16 protein-coding genes are annotated in these 16,758 nt (G+C 58.9%); 12 read left to right on the top strand and 4 right to left on the bottom strand.

Annotated elements, in window-relative coordinates; all coding sequences use genetic code 11:
- Positions 1-40 precede the first annotated feature (40 nt).
- Positions 41-499: a hypothetical protein gene (locus GKO01_RS02630; protein ID WP_099285628.1), complete on the top strand. Its 459-nt coding sequence runs from the start codon at positions 41-43 to the stop codon at positions 497-499.
- A gap of 8 nt (positions 500-507) precedes the next feature.
- Here the strand turns inward: GKO01_RS02630 and GKO01_RS02625 are convergent, their stop codons facing one another.
- Positions 508-1,446 (bottom strand): hydrogen peroxide-inducible genes activator, encoded by a 939-nt coding sequence (locus GKO01_RS02625; RefSeq protein ID WP_099285627.1) that lies wholly within the window; start codon positions 1,444-1,446, stop codon positions 508-510.
- A gap of 246 nt (positions 1,447-1,692) precedes the next feature.
- On the opposite strand from GKO01_RS02625, the gene ahpC reads away from it, so the two are divergent.
- From ahpC to GKO01_RS02610, 3 genes are all read left to right on the top strand, one after another.
- Positions 1,693-2,256, top strand: a complete 564-nt coding sequence (gene ahpC, locus GKO01_RS02620) for an alkyl hydroperoxide reductase subunit C (RefSeq protein ID WP_099285626.1) — start codon at positions 1,693-1,695, stop codon at positions 2,254-2,256.
- 124 nt (positions 2,257-2,380) lie between these two features.
- Complete coding sequence (ahpF, locus tag GKO01_RS02615) at positions 2,381-3,952, top strand: alkyl hydroperoxide reductase subunit F (protein ID WP_099285625.1); 1,572 nt, start codon at positions 2,381-2,383, stop codon at positions 3,950-3,952.
- A 46-nt stretch (positions 3,953-3,998) separates the two neighbouring features.
- Positions 3,999-4,631, top strand: a complete 633-nt coding sequence (locus tag GKO01_RS02610) for a LysE family translocator (RefSeq protein ID WP_099285624.1) — start codon at positions 3,999-4,001, stop codon at positions 4,629-4,631.
- A 41-nt stretch (positions 4,632-4,672) separates the two neighbouring features.
- On the opposite strand, the gene acnA is transcribed toward GKO01_RS02610, so the two are convergent.
- Both acnA and GKO01_RS02600 read right to left on the bottom strand, forming a co-directional pair.
- Positions 4,673-7,363, bottom strand: a complete 2,691-nt coding sequence (acnA, locus tag GKO01_RS02605) for an aconitate hydratase AcnA (protein WP_099285623.1) — start codon at positions 7,361-7,363, stop codon at positions 4,673-4,675.
- Between the two features lie 33 nt (positions 7,364-7,396).
- Positions 7,397-8,419 (bottom strand): isocitrate/isopropylmalate dehydrogenase family protein, encoded by a 1,023-nt coding sequence (locus GKO01_RS02600; RefSeq protein WP_099285622.1) that lies wholly within the window; start codon positions 8,417-8,419, stop codon positions 7,397-7,399.
- Positions 8,420-8,534: 115 nt separating this feature from the next.
- On the opposite strand from GKO01_RS02600, the gene GKO01_RS02595 reads away from it, so the two are divergent.
- Positions 8,535-9,461 carry a LysR family transcriptional regulator gene (locus GKO01_RS02595; RefSeq protein ID WP_099285621.1) on the top strand — a complete coding sequence of 309 codons (927 nt, stop codon included), beginning with the start codon at positions 8,535-8,537 and terminating at the stop codon, positions 9,459-9,461.
- Positions 9,462-9,471: 10 nt separating this feature from the next.
- On the opposite strand, the gene GKO01_RS02590 is transcribed toward GKO01_RS02595, so the two are convergent.
- Positions 9,472-10,569 (bottom strand): AI-2E family transporter, encoded by a 1,098-nt coding sequence (locus tag GKO01_RS02590; RefSeq protein WP_099285620.1) that lies wholly within the window; start codon positions 10,567-10,569, stop codon positions 9,472-9,474.
- A gap of 520 nt (positions 10,570-11,089) precedes the next feature.
- On the opposite strand from GKO01_RS02590, the gene GKO01_RS02585 reads away from it, so the two are divergent.
- The 7 genes from GKO01_RS02585 (at position 11,090) to GKO01_RS02555 (ending at position 16,750) form a co-directional block, all read left to right on the top strand.
- A complete protein-coding gene (locus GKO01_RS02585; protein ID WP_099285619.1) occupies positions 11,090-11,770 on the top strand; it encodes a hypothetical protein in 681 nt (226 codons plus the stop codon).
- A 166-nt stretch (positions 11,771-11,936) separates the two neighbouring features.
- Entirely contained in the window at positions 11,937-12,125 is a 189-nt protein-coding gene (locus GKO01_RS02580; protein WP_141306867.1) for a hypothetical protein, read from the top strand.
- Positions 12,126-12,233: 108 nt separating this feature from the next.
- Positions 12,234-13,136, top strand: a complete 903-nt coding sequence (locus tag GKO01_RS02575; protein ID WP_099285617.1) for a SctD/MshK family protein — start codon at positions 12,234-12,236, stop codon at positions 13,134-13,136.
- A gap of 36 nt (positions 13,137-13,172) precedes the next feature.
- A complete protein-coding gene (locus GKO01_RS02570) occupies positions 13,173-13,553 on the top strand; it encodes a hypothetical protein (protein ID WP_099285616.1) in 381 nt (126 codons plus the stop codon).
- A gap of 2 nt (positions 13,554-13,555) precedes the next feature.
- Positions 13,556-13,879, top strand: a complete 324-nt coding sequence (locus tag GKO01_RS02565) for a tetratricopeptide repeat protein (protein ID WP_099285615.1) — start codon at positions 13,556-13,558, stop codon at positions 13,877-13,879.
- Positions 13,876-16,017: a type III secretion system export apparatus subunit SctV gene (gene sctV / locus GKO01_RS02560; protein ID WP_099285614.1), complete on the top strand. Its 2,142-nt coding sequence runs from the start codon at positions 13,876-13,878 to the stop codon at positions 16,015-16,017. The genes GKO01_RS02565 and sctV overlap by 4 nt, the downstream gene beginning before the upstream one ends.
- A 31-nt stretch (positions 16,018-16,048) precedes the next feature.
- The gene (locus tag GKO01_RS02555; protein ID WP_167383412.1) at positions 16,049-16,750 is read left to right on the top strand and encodes a winged helix-turn-helix domain-containing protein; all 702 of its coding nucleotides are present in this window, start codon (positions 16,049-16,051) and stop codon (positions 16,748-16,750) included.
- Positions 16,751-16,758 lie beyond the last annotated feature (8 nt).

Here is a 16,758-nt window from a genome sequence, read left to right as displayed (position 1 = left end):
AGGTTCGGAAAACAGAGAATTCTGCTGGAGCATTTTACAGATGATACGTTTGAAGCATGTCACGATGGCCGCAGCTTTTGGGGCGGCGCTCGTTGCGCCGCATCTGGCGTCCGCGACGCCGCTGCCGGGCCAGACGGCCTGCTGGCAGTCGAATGTGGGCGAAGACCCACGCCCGGAAATCAGCTGTCAGACCCTTTCACCAGAGTTCCTGCGCAAGCTGGAACATGCAACCCCGGCTCAGGTCGTCAAGCTGTTCGCAGTACCGGGGAAAGACGGCAAACCGACCTATTTCGAAGGTGTGGGCAAGATCCCGGGTTTCTATAACGGTTATGTGGAACTGGTTTACACCAAAGGCCATGTGACGAATGTGAGCGCGGTGACGACCGCGTACCAGAAGAACGGCATGGCGGGTGATGAAATGGATTTCCGCTGGGATTCCGTGAAGGGCGAATGCTCGGATTTCCCCGGCTCAACCCATCGCTGCAACGCTGCCGAATAAGCCGGCTTTTACCGTTCTTTGGCGATGGCGTGGCAGTTTTCCGGTGTGATGCTCCGGAGATAGGCTGCGAAATCGCGAAAGACTGGAGCCCGTGGGTCCGATGCGCGCCAGGTCAGACCGATCGTGCGGCGCGCTTCGGGTTCGGGAAGCGGGCGAACGGTGATGAGATCCTCGAAGTCCACCCGGTTGCGCAGTGCAAGCTGGGGGATGAGAGAAAAGCCTTCGCCCGCTCCGATCATGTACCACAGCATTTCAAGGCTGGTGGCCAGACGCTGTTCGCCCTCGCGCGGAACGGTCGGGCAGATGGACAGGGCCTGATCGCGCAGGCAATGCCCGTCCTCCAGAAGCAGCAGGTCCGGCCGGCCGAGCTGACTGAGGGAAAGTTTGGGTTTCTGCGCCAGTTCATGCGTGCTCGGAAACACGGCAAGAAAAGATTCCTCAAAAATTGGTGCGCTTTCCAGAGCGTCTGAGGGCGCGGGCAGGGCCATCAGGGCGACGTCCAGTTCGCTGTTGCGCAGGGCATGGACCAGCGTGTCCGTCATGCTTTCGCGCAGGCGCAGGCTGAGTGCTGGATAATGCTCGCGCAGACGGGGTAGAAGGCCCGGAATGTAATACGGGCCGAGCGTGGGAATGACGCCGAGCCGGAGTGCGCCTTCCATCGGCCCGGTTTGGGCGCGGGCGACTTCAAGCAGGTTGCGGGCCGCTGCGAGAACCTCCCGTCCGAGCGCGAGCAGACGCTCGCCATCAGGAGTCGGGGCGACGTGACGCCGCGAACGCTCGAAAAGTGTGACGTCCAGAAGCTGTTCGAGTTTGCGGACCTGTTCTGACAACCCGGCCTGACTGACGCCGCAGCGTTCGGCAGCGCGGGAGAAGTTGCGCAGGTCATCGACCGCCACCACATATTCGATATCGCGCAGGGATAGGCCGGAAAGGGGAACATAGCTCATATCCCATAGATAAGACCGAATAACGTTATGGGGAAGTGCGGTTCTGCCTGTTAAAGAAAAATAACGTCGGAAGAGGCGGTTTCCTGCGGGCAGGATTCATATCATGATCGGGAGTCTTGATATCTTCATCTCATAAGTTCGGTTTTAGCGATCAGTCATATTGACAGGAACTGTTTCCTGTCCCTCTCTTTCTGTGTGACACAGAGTCCGCAACACAACACCAACCCAAGGTCAGGAGACAGTCTGATGGTACGCATCAACTCCCCGCTGAAGCCCTTCTCCACCGATGCTTTCCGCAACGGTGAGTTCCTCACGGTCACGGACACCGACGTGCGCGGCAAGTGGTCCGTTTTCTTCTTCTATCCGGCCGACTTCACGTTCGTCTGCCCGACGGAACTCGAAGACCTCGCCGACAACCAGGCCGCTTTCGACAAGCTGGGCGTGGAAATCTTCTCCGTCTCCACGGACAAGCATTTCACGCACAAGGCCTGGCACGACACGTCCCCGGCCATCGGCAAGATCCAGTACACGATGCTGGGCGACCCGACGGGCGCGATTGCACGCAACTTTGATGTGCTGATCGAAGAAGCTGGCATGGCCGATCGCGGCACGTTCCTGATCGATCCGGAAGGCAAGATCCAGTACATCGAGATCACTGCCGGTGGCGTCGGCCGCAGCGCGACCGAACTGCTGGAGAAGATCCAGGCTGCACAGTATGTCGCAAGCCATCCGGGCGAAGTCTGCCCGGCCAAGTGGAAGGAAGGCGGCGAAACGCTCAAGCCGTCCCTCGACCTCGTCGGCAAGATCTGATCCTTCCCGGATCTGATCAGGGTGGGGCTTTCGGGCTCCACCCGCTTCCGCCTCCTGAGAGGGGCGGCTGCGCCGGACAGTCTTCCGGTTCCAAATATTCAGTCCCGTAATCCGGAGAAAAAAGATGCTTCAGGACGACCTGAAAACCCAGATGCGCGCCTATATGGAGTACCTGCGTGATGCGGTCGTGCTTGAGGCGACCCTTGGCGCAGATGCCCGGTCGGCAGAAGTGCGTGGCCTGCTGGAAGATATTGCCAGCCTGTCCCCCAAGGTCACGTTTTCGGACAAGGGGCAGGGTTCCCGTACGCCGTCATTCGTCATCCGCCGTCCGGATACGGATATTCAGGTCTGCTTTGCGGGTCTGCCGATGGGGCATGAGTTCACGTCTCTGGTTCTGGCGCTGCTTCAGGTCAGCGGCCATCCGCCGAAGATCGATGCGGATGTTGTCGAACAGATCCGCGCGCTGGACGGGGAGTTCCATTTCGAGACGTATTTCTCACAGTCCTGCCAGAACTGCCCGGACGTGGTGCAGGCGCTCAATGCGATGAGTGTGCTGAACCCGAAAATCCATCACACCGCTATTGATGGCGCGGATTTTCAGGAAGAAGTAGAGCGCCTCGGCATCCGCTCGGTCCCGCAGGTCTATCTGAATGGTGAGCCTTTTGCGTCTGGCCGGATGGAAGTGGCGGATATTCTGGCCAAGCTGGACACGGCCTCGGTCGCGCGTTCGGCGGAAAAGCTGAACGATATGGCTCCGTTTGACGTGTTGGTGCTTGGCGCCGGGCCTGCTGGTGATGCAGCTGCGATCTATTCCGCTCGTAAGGGCCTACGGACCGGTCTTGTGGCAGAACGGTTTGGTGGTCAGGTCATGGACACGGCCGGGATCGAGAACTTCATTTCCGTGCAGGAAACGGAAGGTCCGAAACTGTCAGCAGCACTTGAGGCTCATGTGCGGCAGTATGACGTGCAGATTATCGCCTCGCAGTTGGCAGCCAAGTTGATCCCGGCTGAGGACGTCGGTGGTCTGCACCAGATCGTTCTGGAAAGCGGCGCGACGCTCCGTTCGAAGACGGTTATTATTGCGACCGGCGCGCGCTGGCGGCATCTGGGGGTTCCGGGCGAAGACGAATATCGCACCAAGGGCGTGGCCTACTGCCCGCATTGCGATGGTCCGTTCTACAAGGGCCGCCCGGTTGTGGTGGCTGGTGGCGGCAATAGCGGTGTGGAAGCAGCAATTGACCTTGCAGGCATTGTCTCGCATGTCACGCTCTTGCAGCGTGGCGCGCATTTGAAAGCCGACAAGGTGTTGCAGGACAAGCTGCTGAGCCTGTCGAATGTCACGGTCCTGACGAACGCCCTGACCACGAAGATCGAAGGGGACGGCAAGGAAGTCACGGGTCTGACCTATAGCGACGGTGATGGTGGGCTGCATCAGATCAAGACGGATGGCGTGTTCATTCAGATCGGCCTGCTGCCCAACTCCGAATGGCTGAAGGGCGCGCTGAAACTCAGCCCGTATGGCGAGATCGTTATTAACGACCACTGTGCGACATCCGTCCCCGGCGTGTTTGCAGCGGGAGATGTGACGACGGTCCCGTACAAGCAGATCGTCATTGCCATGGGTGAGGGGGCCAAGGCGTCCCTGTCCGCCTTCGATTACCTGATTCGTCTGCCCGTGGCTGCAAAAGCCGGATAAAGAAAAGGGGATTGGGGATTTTCAGGACGGGGTGTAGGTTTCGATCATGCACCCTTATCTGATCCCCCTTCTCACTTTTGCGGCTGCGGCTGCCGTCTTCACGATTACACCGGGCCTCGATACGGCCATGACGCTGCGAACCGCTACGACGTCGGGCTGGAAGGCCGGTCTGGCCGCGGTTGTGGGGATCTGTCTTGGACTTGGGATCTGGGGGCTTGCGGCGGCATTTGGCCTGACGGCCCTGCTTGCGGCGTCGGAAACGGCGTTTACGGTCGTCAAATGGGCCGGTGCGCTGTATCTGGCGTGGCTTGGGATCGGGCTGATCCTCCATCCCCGGACGTCCCTTGGAACAGCAGATGCAGTGCCGGTACAGGCTGATGCCCGGGCGGCCTTTCGCCGTGGGCTGCTAACCAATCTGCTCAATCCCAAAGTCGGCATTTTCTACATGACGTTCATGCCGCAGTTCATTCCGCCGCATGTGAACGTAAAGGAGTTTTCGCTCCTTCTGACGGCCATTCAGGCGCTGTTGTCGTTCTCGTGGCTGGCGCTGCTTGTTGTGCTGACGGTGCCTCTCGGACGGTTTTTGTCGAGTGCGACGGTCGTGCGCCGCATGGACCGGCTGACGGGCAGTATTTTTCTGGCGTTCAGTCTCAAACTGGCGCTGAGCCGCAGAGCCTGAACTTCAAACCAAAATGGCGGGGCCGAAACCCCGCCCTTTTTTTAGGCTGACGCCATTCCTCGCAGAACGTAAGGCAGGATGCCTCCGTTGCGGTAATAGTCCGCCTCATCGACCGTATCGACACGGCACAGTAGGGGGGCGTCCTGTGTGCTGCCATCCTGACGGGTGATCGTCATGGTCAGGGTCTGGCGCGGCGTCAGGGTTTCGATGCCGTGGATGGCAATCGTCTCCGTTCCGTCCAGACCCAGTGTTTTCCGCGTCGTGCCCGGCTCGAAGGTCAGGGGCAGGACGCCCATGCCGACGAGGTTGGAGCGGTGGATGCGCTCGAAGCTCTCGGCGATGACGGCTTTGATACCCAACAGGCGCGTGCCTTTCGCGGCCCAGTCACGCGATGAGCCCATCCCGTATTCCTTGCCCCCGAACACCACGAGCGGTACGTCGTCCTGTGCGTAGCGGCTGGCAGCATCATAGATGGACATCTGCGTGCCGTCCGGTTGATGCAGCGTGACACCGCCCTCGGTTCCCGGCGCCATTTCGTTGCGGATGCGGATATTGGCGAAGGTTCCCCGGACCATGACGCGGTCATTGCCGCGACGGGAGCCGTAGGAATTGAAATCCTTCACCGCAACCTGATGCTCCTGAAGATACACGCCCGCAGGAGAAGAGGCCGCAATCGCACCGGCCGGCGAGATGTGGTCGGTCGTGATGTTGTCGCCCAGCAGTGCCAGAATCCGCGCACCTGAAATGTCTTTCGTAGGTGCGGGTTCGGCCGTCAGCCCGTCGAAATAGGGCGGGTTCTGCACATAGGTCGAGCCGGGCTGCCAGTCATAGGTGGCTGAGGTTCCGGCAGAGGCCAGAGCCTGCCATTCTTTCGTGCCTTCCGTGATGTGGCTGTAGCGCTCGACGAACGCTTCGCGCGTGACGGCGGAGCCGACGAGCTCGGCGATTTCATGGTTGGCCGGCCAGATATCGCGCAGGTGGACCGGCGTGCCGTCGGGACCATGTCCGAGCACAGCCGTCGTGATGTCCTCGCGCATCGTTCCCAGCAGCGCATAGGCGACGACAAGCGGCGGGCTTGCGAGATAATTGGCCCGCACGTTGGGCGAAATCCGGCCCTCGAAGTTGCGGTTGCCGGACAGGACAGACGTTGCGACCAGACCATTGCCTTCGATCGTGTCCACCAGTTCCTTCGCCAGCGGGCCGGAATTGCCGATGCAGGTCGTGCAGCCATAACCGACCGTCTCAAAACCCAGCGCGTCCAGATCGGCGCTCAGATTGGCGCGATCCAGATAGTCTGTCACGACCTGCGAGCCCGGTGCGAGAGACGTTTTGACCCACGGCTTCGGCATCAGACCGAGTGCACGGGCCTTGCGGGCCACCAGTCCGGCTGCGACCAGAACGGCGGGATTGGACGTGTTGGTGCAGGATGTGATGGCGGCGATGACGATGGAACCGTGCCCGATCGCATAATCCGTGCCAGCGACGGGGGCAGTCTTGTGAATCGCGTCCGGTTTGACGCCGAGCGCTTCCGTTAGGGCTTTTTCGAAAGCCGGGGTGGCAGCGGAGAGTTCGATCCGGTCCTGCGGGCGCTTGGGGCCGGAAATGCAGGGCGTGACTGTGCTCAGATCCAGCGTCAGAACGTCCGAAAAGACCGGCTCCGGCGTGGAGGCATCGCGGAACATGCCCTGCGCGCGCAGCCATGCTTCGGTCAGGGCAATGCGGTGTTCGTCACGGCCGGTCTGGCGCAAATAGTCGAGCGCCAGCGCATCGACAGGGAAGAAGCCGCAGGTTGCGCCATATTCCGGCGCCATGTTGGCGATGGTCGCACGATCTGCGACCGGCAGATGATCGAGCGCCGGGCCAAAGAATTCCACGAACTTGCCAACTACGCCCTTGGCGCGCAGCATCTGCGTGACCGTCAGCACCAGATCGGTCGCGGTCGTGCCTTCTGGCAGACGTCCGTCCATCCGAAAGCCCACGACATCGGGAATGAGCATGGAAATCGGCTGGCCGAGCATGGCGGCTTCGGCTTCGATCCCGCCAACGCCCCAGCCCAGAACGCCAAGCCCGTTGACCATGGTGGTGTGGGAATCCGTGCCATACAGCGTGTCGGGATAGGCGTAAGTGACGTCCCCGACCGTGCCCGTCCAGACCACCTGAGACAGATATTCCAGATTGACCTGATGGCAGATGCCCGCTCCCGGCGGGACGACGCGGAACTGGTCGAATGCTTCCTGACCCCAGCGCAGAAACGCATAACGCTCACCATTGCGCTCGAATTCCAGCGAGACGTTCTGCTGGAGCGCGTCCTTGCGTCCGGCCACGTCCACCATGACGGAATGGTCGATGACCAGATCGACGGGGACGAGCGGATTGACCTTCTGCGGATCACCGCCGAGCGAGACAATACCGTCGCGCATGGCGGCCAGATCGACCACGGCCGGAACGCCGGTGAAATCCTGCATCAGAATGCGCGCGGGCTTGAACGGGACTTCCGCGGTGGAGTGTGCAGCTTTCGTCCAGTCGACAATCGCCTGTGCGTCTTCAACGCGATAGGTCGTGCCATCCGTAAAACGCAGCACGTTTTCGAGCAAAACCTTCAGGCTGACGGGCAGGCGTGAAATGTCTCCGAGTTTTTCAGCCGCGACGGGCAGTGAAAAATAGCGATAGGAGCGCCCTTCAACCGAAAGGTCGCGCTGGCAGTCCAGAAGGTCGTGTCCAACCTGTTTCATGATAGGAATGTTCCTTGGAGGGCTGTCAGAAAATTACTGGATGGCGCGCAGAAGGGCCTGCGTGACGTCCTGTGTGGTGGCGTTGCCGCCCAGATCGCGGGTACGGAGGCCTTCGACCTGAAGGATCTGCTTCATCGCACCGTCAAGCCGTTCGGACAGGTCCAGTCGTCCGACATGGGCGAGCATCATGCTTCCCGCCATCATCAGCGCCAGCGGATTGGCGATGCCCTGCCCGGCAATGTCGGGCGCGGAGCCATGCACGGCTTCAAAGATCCCCATTTTCTCGCCGATATTCGCGCCCGGCGCCATGCCCAAGCCGCCCACAAGACCTGCTGTCAGATCGGACAGAATGTCGCCAAACAGGTTGGTCGTGACGATGACATCGTAATTTTCGGGACGGATGACGAGTTCCATCGCGCAGGCATCGACGATACGCTCTTCCAGCGCCACGCGGCCTTCATATTCCGCGGCGACCTTGCGACCTTCATGCAGGAACAGGCCGCTCAGAATTTTCAGGATGTTCGCCTTGTGGACGAGCGTGACCTTCTTGCGGTTGTTCTTGATGGCGTATTCAAAGGCGAAGCGGACGATCCGGTTGCATTCCGCGCGGGTATTGAAGCCGGCGCCATACGCCACGGCTTCAGGGTCTCCGTCCACGGCCATGTAATGCTCCATCGCAGCATAAAGGCCTTCGATGTTCTCGCGGATCACGACCAGATCGACGTTTTCATACCGTCCGCCGGGCACGATCGTCTGGGTCGGGCGGACGTTGGCGTACAGATCGAACGCCTGACGCAGCGTGACGTTGATGGAGCGGAAGCCCTTGCCGACGGGGGTGGTCAGCGGACCTTTCAACACAAGTCCAGTACGGCGGATGCTGTCGAGTGTAGCCTCGGGGAGGGCGGTTCCGTGCTGATCGAACGCGCCGACGCCTGCGCTCTGGTGATCCCAGAGGAAGGGGGCGTCGAGGGCGTCCATGACGGTCGTGACCGACTGCATGATTTCCGGGCCAATTCCGTCACCGGCGATGAGTGTGGCGGGAATGGTCTTGGTCATGGCGCGTTCCTGTCCGGTCAAAAGGATATGTGTCTGTGACGCTGCGGACCTTAAAGAAGTTCCGTGTCTGAACCAATGTTTGCAGAGGGGTTTCATCATACTTTAAAGGTATGGAATGATCGAACTCAGACACCTCCATGCCGTCATCGCCATTGCCGAGGAGCGCAACCTCACCCGGGCTGCCGAGCGGCTGGGAATTCAGCAGCCCCCGCTGACGCGGCTTCTCAAAGGAGTGGAGCAGGAACTGGGGGTTCAACTCTTCGAGCGTCATGCAAAGGGCATGCGGCTAACGTCCGCAGGACGGAGCATGCTCAAAGGAGCGTATGATGTCATCGCGCGTATGGACGAGACCGTCGAAGATGTCCGCCGGATCGTGCGGGGGGAGACTGGGGAACTGTCGATCGGGTTCACCAACTCCGCTCTGTGTCATCCCAGTCTGCCGGACATGCTGGGACAGTTTCGCGAAACCTGGCCGGACGTTGGCCTGACGCTGACTGAGGGCAATTCCAGCCAGCTTCTGGGAGGCTTGCGGGAGGATACGGTGGATGTCGCTTTTGTGCGGACGTCCATTCCCGATGTGTCGGATGTTGTGGTCGAACTGATCGTGGAAGAACCTATGGTGGTGGCGGTTCCTCGAACGCACCGTCTGGCGAAAGATGCTCCGGCTTCAGGTCTAAAACTGACTGACCTCGAGAATGAGGACTTCATCCTGTACCAGAGCCAATACAATAACGGCCTGTACAAAACGATCGTGGATGCCTGTCTGGGAGCGGGTTTTACACCACGGATCCATCAGAAGGGGCCGCAGCTTCTAGCGGCTCTCAATCTGGTTGCCGGGGGGCTGGGAATCTCTCTCGTCCCGCAGTCCATGCAGCAGCATCATGCCGGACAGGTGGCCTATATTCCGCTATCCTCTCGCACGGCCCTGACGGCACCGCTTTATCTGGTGTTTCGTTCTGTCCGCATGACAGGTGCCAAGCTTTATTTCATTCATCAGGCCCGACGTATCAGGCAAAATTATGGGCTAGTAGCGGCCGAGTAGCGTCGTCGGTTCAGGGTTCCGTGGGAGGTGTGAGGGAAGGGTTTTTCTGAGCGGAGTCATTGATCCAGCTTTTGGTCAGCGTGTAAGCAACGGACAGGATCAGTGGGCCAATGAAGATGCCGACAAGCCCCAGCCCGCCCAGCCCACCGATAACGCCGAGCATGATGAGAATGAGCGGAATATCGGCCTGTTTGCGGATAAGGAACGGACGCAGCACGTTATCGATGATAATCGTGATGATCGTGACGGCAAACAGAAGTACAGCGGGCACGAGGCCACGTTCAAAATAGACCCAGATTACGGCTGGGATCAGGGTAAAGCCCGGTCCGCCTTGCAAGAGGCAGATCATGAATGTGACGGCGGTAAGAATACTGACCCAGGGGACACCTGCGAGTTTTAGTCCGATGCCAGCAACGGTAGATTCTACGACGGCGGTCACTGTGACGCCAAAAGCCACGCCTCGAATTGTGCAGGCGGCCAGTTGCAACATTTCCCTGCCCCGCTGGCCTGCCAGAATGGTGACAAGAGTATTGGCAATGGCAGTCGCAGACTCCGCGCGCATCAGAAGAGCACCGAGAATGACAAGCGTGAGGATGAATTGCAGGGCCAGAATGCTGAAGCTGCCGGCGTAAGCCAGGAAGGTGTGGATCATCGTTTCCGGCGCGGGAATAATTTTTTGAATCATTTCCGGGAGTTGCATGTGCTGAACACGGTCCCAGAGCGGCGCGATATGCGGGCCAATCAGAGGAAGGCGGCCGAGCCATTCTGGTTCATTGGGAATATGAAGTGTTGAAGCCATGGAAATCAGGGCGGCAATATCGCCAAAATGACTGGAAACGGTGGTAATGGCGAGCCAGAGCGGGAGAAGGAAAACCAGCATGGCGATCAGAATTGTCAATGAGACCGCCATCCGGCGACTATTTCCGACGACAGTCTGAAGGCGGTGTAACAGGGGCCAGGTGGTCACCGCGATGGTGACGGCCCAGATTGTGGCTGGAAGAAATGGTTTGAGGATCCAGATAGCGCTGATGACAATCGCGCTTGCCAATAAGGCGACCAGAACGGAGCGGGTGTTGTCCTGCGGACCATTCTGGGGGAAGTCTGGCATGGTGTGTCGGCTTTTCGAAATAGAAACAATGTGCCGGAAAGATATGCGACTTTCTGAAGATGAGGAAGTTACATCTGAGTGTGAGTAAAAATTCTTCTGAAAAGCCAAATTTTTTAGTAAATTACCGTTTTAATTGAAAATAAATTCTTAAATCTCAAAAATTTCTTTTATCAGTCCTTTTTGAAAGATATTAAAAATCGTTTTCCGGAACTTCAACAACACTGATTGGCGTCATCAGGTGTTCACGGAACAGCCAGATCGTTCCTGTATCAGGAACACGCTCTTCCGGATTTTTAAGCCCGCGTAGCTTTTTGATTGCAATTTAGTGAACATTTTCCGGTTTTTCCCAGAAATTAATTCTGAAGAAATTTACGTCAGGTTTTGGTCAGACTGCTCAAATATCTCTTTCGTCAGACCGAAACGACCATAAGAACTGCAGCCGCATCTGATGGAACGTTCGGGTAAGAGGGTAAGCGATATCTTGCTCTCTGATCACAGATTTTCTGATGTGGAGAGCCGCATGTCCTCGGTTGACAGTTACAACACAACATTTAGCCCGATGAGCACGGGCGACCTCAACACTTCAGTCACCGGCCAGAACCTGAGCACGGAAACGGCACAGGAAATGGAGCAGGCCCTGATCCAGCTCCTGCAGGAAATGGAAGCAAGCGGCAACGCTTCGGGCACGGGGTCGTCCGGTACCGGTTCTTCGACACCTACACCCGTTGGAAACACGGGTCTGTCCCTGACCGGCAATCTCAGCGATGACATGAAAACGCTGAAGACGCTCGTCGACATGAACGGCACGAACGGCAATACGCTCCAGCAGTATGCTCAGGCTGTTTCGTCGGAAGCCAGCCAGCAGGGTAACGGCCTCGACTCTTCCGTTGCGGGCAATATTGGCCGCAGCCTGTCGGATGGTACCTACGACCAGGGTGGCAGCAGCAATGCTATCAAGCAGGCTCTTCAGGGCAACAGCGTCGATGCGCTGAGCAACAACGTCGACACGATTGCGGATGCCCTGCAGTCCGGTAAGTCCGGCTCGGATGAGTTCAACAATCTCAATGCTCTGGCTCGCGAAGCCTCGAACGCTGGCAACAACAGCCTTGCCGATGTTGCGAAGATGCTGGCCAGCGAAATTCAGTCCGGCACGTTCAACGGCAGCTCCGCTGCGTCTGAACTGAAGTCTGCACTGGGTTGACGCCCGGCATTCTGCCCCGCGCGCCTTCGGGGTGCGGGGAGGGTGCAGAGCGTATTCAGGCGTTCGCTACGAACGTCACGGTTTTCGGGAGTTCATGTGAATTTCCGAATGGCGCTGAGAGAAAACGGCGCTGTTTTTAGTCACTAACAATGTCATGGAGAACAAAATGAGCGGTTCCATCTCTGCCAGCAGCGACTCAACCATGCAGCAGATCATGCAGGAGTCCGAAGCCATGGAAGACCAGAACCTGCAGAAGCAGGAACAGATGTCTGAAATCTCCAACGCCCAGACGTTTGCAAACGACTTTGCCCAGACGATGGAAAGCAACGCGAAGTCTGCCTTCACGAAGGACTGATTTCCGCATCGTCGGACATGGCCTGCATGTCGGGAGCAGATCCCGTCGTGCGGGCCATTTTCCGTTTTTATCACCTGGAGGACCTGTCCTCCCAAGCCGGGACGCATCATGCTGGTTGTTCAGAACGGGTTGCACAGCGATGCCGTCATGACGTTCGGCACAGAGCCTGTCATTATCGGCTCAGGCCCGGATGCGACCATGGCGCTGCTTGATGACGGCATCGCGGCACAACATCTTTCGATCAGGCAACAGTCTGGTAGTACCTATATTTTACAGGCCCTTGCACCGGATGTCGTAGTGAATACGGTGGCGCTTCCGTCTGGTGAGAGCACGACCGTCACAGGTCCCGCAACACTCCTGCTTGGCACTGTTTCCCTTCATCTGGGTTCTGATGGCACCATCGCGGCTCCGCCGGAAACGCTTACCTCTACAACCGAAGATATTCCTGATACAAAACGAAAAACCAATCCCACATTTATGATCGTCGGGGGGATGGCGATTGTTCTGATGCTCGTCGTAATGCAGGCGCTGTCACGCTCCGCAACGCCCGCGCACAAAACGGCCAGCGTCTCTCCTTCCCGCACGCCCGATCTGGAAACAGCTTCCACCCAGCAGACGGTCAGCGATGCCGAGCTTGGACGTCTGGTTGTGCAGCAGCTAACGCAAAATCATCTTCCTGAACTCAAGGTCAGTGCCTCTTCCGGCGTTATCATCATCGATGGAAGTCTCTCGGCTCAGGAAATGAAAACATTTCGGGATGTCGAAAAATGGTTCGATGCGTCCTTCGGAACGCAGGCGGTCTGGGTTTCGAACGTCTCAGTTGCGCCAGAGTCTGCGCCGGTTGATGTGCCCATTCAGGCCGTCTGGAGCGGAAAAAATCCCAATATTGTCGTGCATTCGCAGCGCTACCGGGTCGGCACTGAAATTGTCACAGGATTGTCTCTTTCAGAAATACGGAAACATACCGTAATAATGCACAAGGGTTTACGGCCTGTTAACTTTCAGTACTGATCTGCTTCACCGGTAGATCAGCCGGAGACAGTATAGATGGTTCAGAGGGTCTGGTCTGAAGGCACTGTTCGTCTCGACCGCGCTCTGCAGGATCTGTCGCTTCAGCATGACGACAGTCTGTTGAACGCTGAAGTTGCTGCCCTTCGCCAGACGCTTGCGCCTGAAAACGCACTGTCCGAAACCATCGATCCGCCCACTGTCATTGGCGCGGTGTACGCCCACATCATGCCACATCTCCGCAACCCGGCGGTTCTTCTGCCATCCCGCAGACAGGAACTGCTGCGACGGCTGGAAGAACAGGCTTCCTCACGCTCCAGCACAGCACCTGTCGTCCCTGGTGGGTTGGAGACGCTCAGGCATGAGCTTGCGGCTCTGGAGCAGTTGCTCAAGGCGTCCAACAGTCTGATCGGCGGCTAGGCATGGAGAGCGATCAACGCGATCTTTTGCTGTCTTTGGCCTATCTCTATATCTGCTGCGGACGGCCCTGGCGGGCTCTGCCCATGCTGCTGCTGGTGCTCGCCCAGCGCACGGGAGACCGTGAATGTCTGAGAATGCTGGCGCATGTCTATACCGTCATCCGCCGCAGTGAACTCGCCCTCGTCGTGCTCGACTGTCTCGACAGGCTTGAGACCACTCCCGATGCGGGCAACGCGCTTCTGAGAGCGCGGGCGCTGCATCAGCTTGGTCGGCTCGACGAAGCGCGCACCTGTTTTGCGCACTATACGCGGCACGCTGCGGCATGAAGCATCTCACGCCCTTTTTCCGGGTCATGAGCCAGCGGCAAGATCTGGCCCTCGTTCTGGTGCTGGTCCTGACGATTGGCATGCTCATCATGCCGCTGCCTGCAGCCTTCGCAGACGTGCTGATCGGATGTAATCTCAGCCTGTCGGTCCTGCTTCTGATGGTGGCGGTCTATCTGCGGTCGCCGCTGGATCTGACAGCGCTTCCCGGCATGATCCTCGTTTCGACCGTGTTCCGGCTGGCGCTTGAAGTCACGGTCACGCGGCTGATCCTCACGACGGCGGATGCCGGGGCGATTGTTGAAACGTTCGGCGAATTCGTCATTGGCGGAAACATCGTCGTCGGTCTGGTGGTCTTCGCCATCGTCACCACGGTCCAGTTCATCGTCGTCACAAAAGGCACCGAACGTGTTGCCGAAGTGGGGGCGCGCTTTACGCTCGATGCCATGCCCGGCAAGCAGATGAGCATCGACAGCGATCTGCGGTCGGGCGATATCGACGCGATCGAGGCTAGACGCCGTCGCACGGAACTGGCCAGCGAAAGCGCCCTGCATGGTGCCATGGATGGCGCCCTGAAATTCGTGAAGGGCGATGCGATTGCCGGGCTGATCATCATCGTGGTCAATCTGGTGGGCGGGATCGGCATTGGTGTGGCGCAGCATGGCATGGCGATCGGTCAAGCCATGCAGACCTACACGCTGCTGACGGTTGGCGATGCTCTGATTTCGCAGATTCCGGCGCTTCTGCTGTCCATCACGGCGGCCGTCGTGGTCACGCGCGTGGGCGGTCATGGCATGGATCTGGGCCGCGATATGGCGACCCAGCTTACCGCAAACAGCAGCGCCCTGCGCGTGGCGTCGGTCGTGCTTCTGGCGATGGGGCTGATCCCCGGTTTTCCTAAACCCGTCTTCCTCATTCTGGCGGCAATTTTCTTCTGCGGCAGTCGCCCGGACTGGAAGGGCCTGACGAACCGCGTGTTCCGACGCTCCGCCGAAACGCATCCCGGCGCGCAGGACGATGTCTTCTCCGCCGCCTCACCGGCGGGGCACGCCAGCACGACACTTCAGGAAAACTTCACCCCCCTGATGGCGATTACTCTCAGCCAGAAGCTGAACGCCACTCTGGATCAGGGACGTCTGACCCGTCTTCTGGCGCGCGTCAGCATGGAAATCGGCAACGATCTAGGCTTCCAGTTCCCGCCCCCCACGCTCCGACAGCGCGACGACAGCGGGGATTTGCGATTTTCGATCGATCTGGAAGACGTTCCCATCGAGGAGCATGAACTCCGCAAGGACTTCCTTCTGCTGCATGACGATCCGGTTCATCTGGACCTTGCCGGAATAGATGGCGAGGAAGGCGTTGCTCTGCTGACCAATGATCCGTCCCTCTGGGTTCCCTCCGTCAGCGAAGGGCGGCTCCGGGCGGCGGGGATAGGGTTTCATGATCATGCCGGGATCATTGCTTTCCGCTTCCGTGCTGCGTTGCGTCGCCATGCCGGGCGTTTCCTTGGGCTTCAGGAAACGCGGCAGATCGTCCAGCGCGTGGAAGCACAATATGCCGATCTGACGCGCGAGGCCACGAAACTCGTGCCCGTCCAGCGTCTCGCCGAAGTTCTCAGGCGTCTCGTGGAAGAGGATGTGTCGCTGCGTAACATGCGCCTTATTTTGGAAACGCTCGTGGAGTGGGGCGAGACCGAAAACAAGGTGCCGATGCTGGCCGAACATGTCCGCAATGCCCTGTCCCGTCAGATCTGCCACCGTTATGCGACGAACCACAGGGCGATCCCCGCGATCGTTCTGTCGCAGGCAACGGACCAGCTTCTGCGACAGTCCGTCCGCGAAACACCAGCCGGTTCGTTTCTGGCGCTGGAAGTGGATGCGTCCCAAAAACTTCTGGAGGCCGTCCGCGAGCGTCTGGCCAACGCCCCCGGGAAATCCGGTGCGGAAGCGGAAACCACCAAACCCATCATCGTGTGTTCGGTCGACACGCGACGCTTCGTCAGGGGATTCCTGATCCGGAACGGCTTCGACAACCCCGTTCTCTCGTATCAGGACCTTGCCGACGAATTCCCGGTCCATCCCATCGCGTCCATCGGAACGGACGTGTTCGGGGCCGATGCAGCCATTGCCAGACAGCAATGACAGATCAACGGATTTTGCAGGAGAAACGCACATGAGACTGATGATCATGTCCCCCGATAGCGGGTATGCCGACAGCCTTGCCAAAAACCTTCAGAGCGCCGGTTTCGGCGCGGATGTTTTCACGACGCTCGACGATGCCAACGAGGCCCTGACGGCTTCGAATTACAGTCTTGTCCTGCTGGATTCCACAAGTGGCGATGGCGTCTATAGCGTCTGGTGGCAGGCGCGCTGTCGCTGCCGGCGACATGACGGCGACGAATTCCTCGTGCTCATCGCCAATTGTCAGGACGAGCGGATCGCGGCCCTTGAAGCGGGCGCGGATGACAGCGTGACGCGCGATGTGAGCCCCCGCGAACTGGTCGCACGTGTTCGCACTATCATGCGTCGCCCGCGCATCCGGTCGGCAGAGCAGCATCAGTTCAGTGACCTCACCCTCTGCACCGCTACACGTGAAGTGCGGGTCGGTAATCTCGAACTCACGCTCCAGCGCCGAGAGACGCTCATTCTGGAATCACTGATGCGCCGCCGTGGTCACGTCGTGCCCCGCGCCGGACTTGAGCATGACGTTTACGGCGCACAGGCCGAGTACTGCCCGAACTCCCTTGAGGTGCGTGTCAGCCGCATTCGGCGGCAGCTTGCAAAGGCACGCTCCCTCGTGACGATCGAATCCGTGCGCGGCGTGGGTTATCGTCTTGCGGCACGGCTCGATAAGGACATGGGACTTACGGCATGATGAACAGT

The organism is Gluconobacter kondonii (assembly GCF_002723995.1).
Lineage (GTDB): Bacteria > Pseudomonadota > Alphaproteobacteria > Acetobacterales > Acetobacteraceae > Gluconobacter > Gluconobacter kondonii.
Note: the sequence above shows the minus strand (reverse complement) of the source record. Positions and strands in the feature narration are given on the sequence as shown.

Bases quoted from the DNA above. Each gene is read 5' to 3' on its own strand.
- GKO01_RS02630 (WP_099285628.1), top strand. From the start codon at position 41: ATGATACGTTTGAAGCATGTCACGATGGCCGCAGCTTTTGGGGCGGCG.
- GKO01_RS02625 (WP_099285627.1), bottom strand. From the start codon at position 1,446: ATGAGCTATGTTCCCCTTTCCGGCCTATCCCTGCGCGATATCGAATAT.
- ahpC (WP_099285626.1), top strand. From the start codon at position 1,693: ATGGTACGCATCAACTCCCCGCTGAAGCCCTTCTCCACCGATGCTTTC.
- ahpF (WP_099285625.1), top strand. From the start codon at position 2,381: ATGCTTCAGGACGACCTGAAAACCCAGATGCGCGCCTATATGGAGTAC.
- GKO01_RS02610 (WP_099285624.1), top strand. From the start codon at position 3,999: ATGCACCCTTATCTGATCCCCCTTCTCACTTTTGCGGCTGCGGCTGCC.
- acnA (WP_099285623.1), bottom strand. From the start codon at position 7,363: ATGAAACAGGTTGGACACGACCTTCTGGACTGCCAGCGCGACCTTTCG.
- GKO01_RS02600 (WP_099285622.1), bottom strand. From the start codon at position 8,419: ATGACCAAGACCATTCCCGCCACACTCATCGCCGGTGACGGAATTGGC.
- GKO01_RS02595 (WP_099285621.1), top strand. From the start codon at position 8,535: ATGATCGAACTCAGACACCTCCATGCCGTCATCGCCATTGCCGAGGAG.
- GKO01_RS02590 (WP_099285620.1), bottom strand. From the start codon at position 10,569: ATGCCAGACTTCCCCCAGAATGGTCCGCAGGACAACACCCGCTCCGTT.
- GKO01_RS02585 (WP_099285619.1), top strand. From the start codon at position 11,090: ATGTCCTCGGTTGACAGTTACAACACAACATTTAGCCCGATGAGCACG.
- GKO01_RS02580 (WP_141306867.1), top strand. From the start codon at position 11,937: ATGAGCGGTTCCATCTCTGCCAGCAGCGACTCAACCATGCAGCAGATC.
- GKO01_RS02575 (WP_099285617.1), top strand. From the start codon at position 12,234: ATGCTGGTTGTTCAGAACGGGTTGCACAGCGATGCCGTCATGACGTTC.
- GKO01_RS02570 (WP_099285616.1), top strand. From the start codon at position 13,173: ATGGTTCAGAGGGTCTGGTCTGAAGGCACTGTTCGTCTCGACCGCGCT.
- GKO01_RS02565 (WP_099285615.1), top strand. From the start codon at position 13,556: ATGGAGAGCGATCAACGCGATCTTTTGCTGTCTTTGGCCTATCTCTAT.
- sctV (WP_099285614.1), top strand. From the start codon at position 13,876: ATGAAGCATCTCACGCCCTTTTTCCGGGTCATGAGCCAGCGGCAAGAT.
- GKO01_RS02555 (WP_167383412.1), top strand. From the start codon at position 16,049: ATGAGACTGATGATCATGTCCCCCGATAGCGGGTATGCCGACAGCCTT.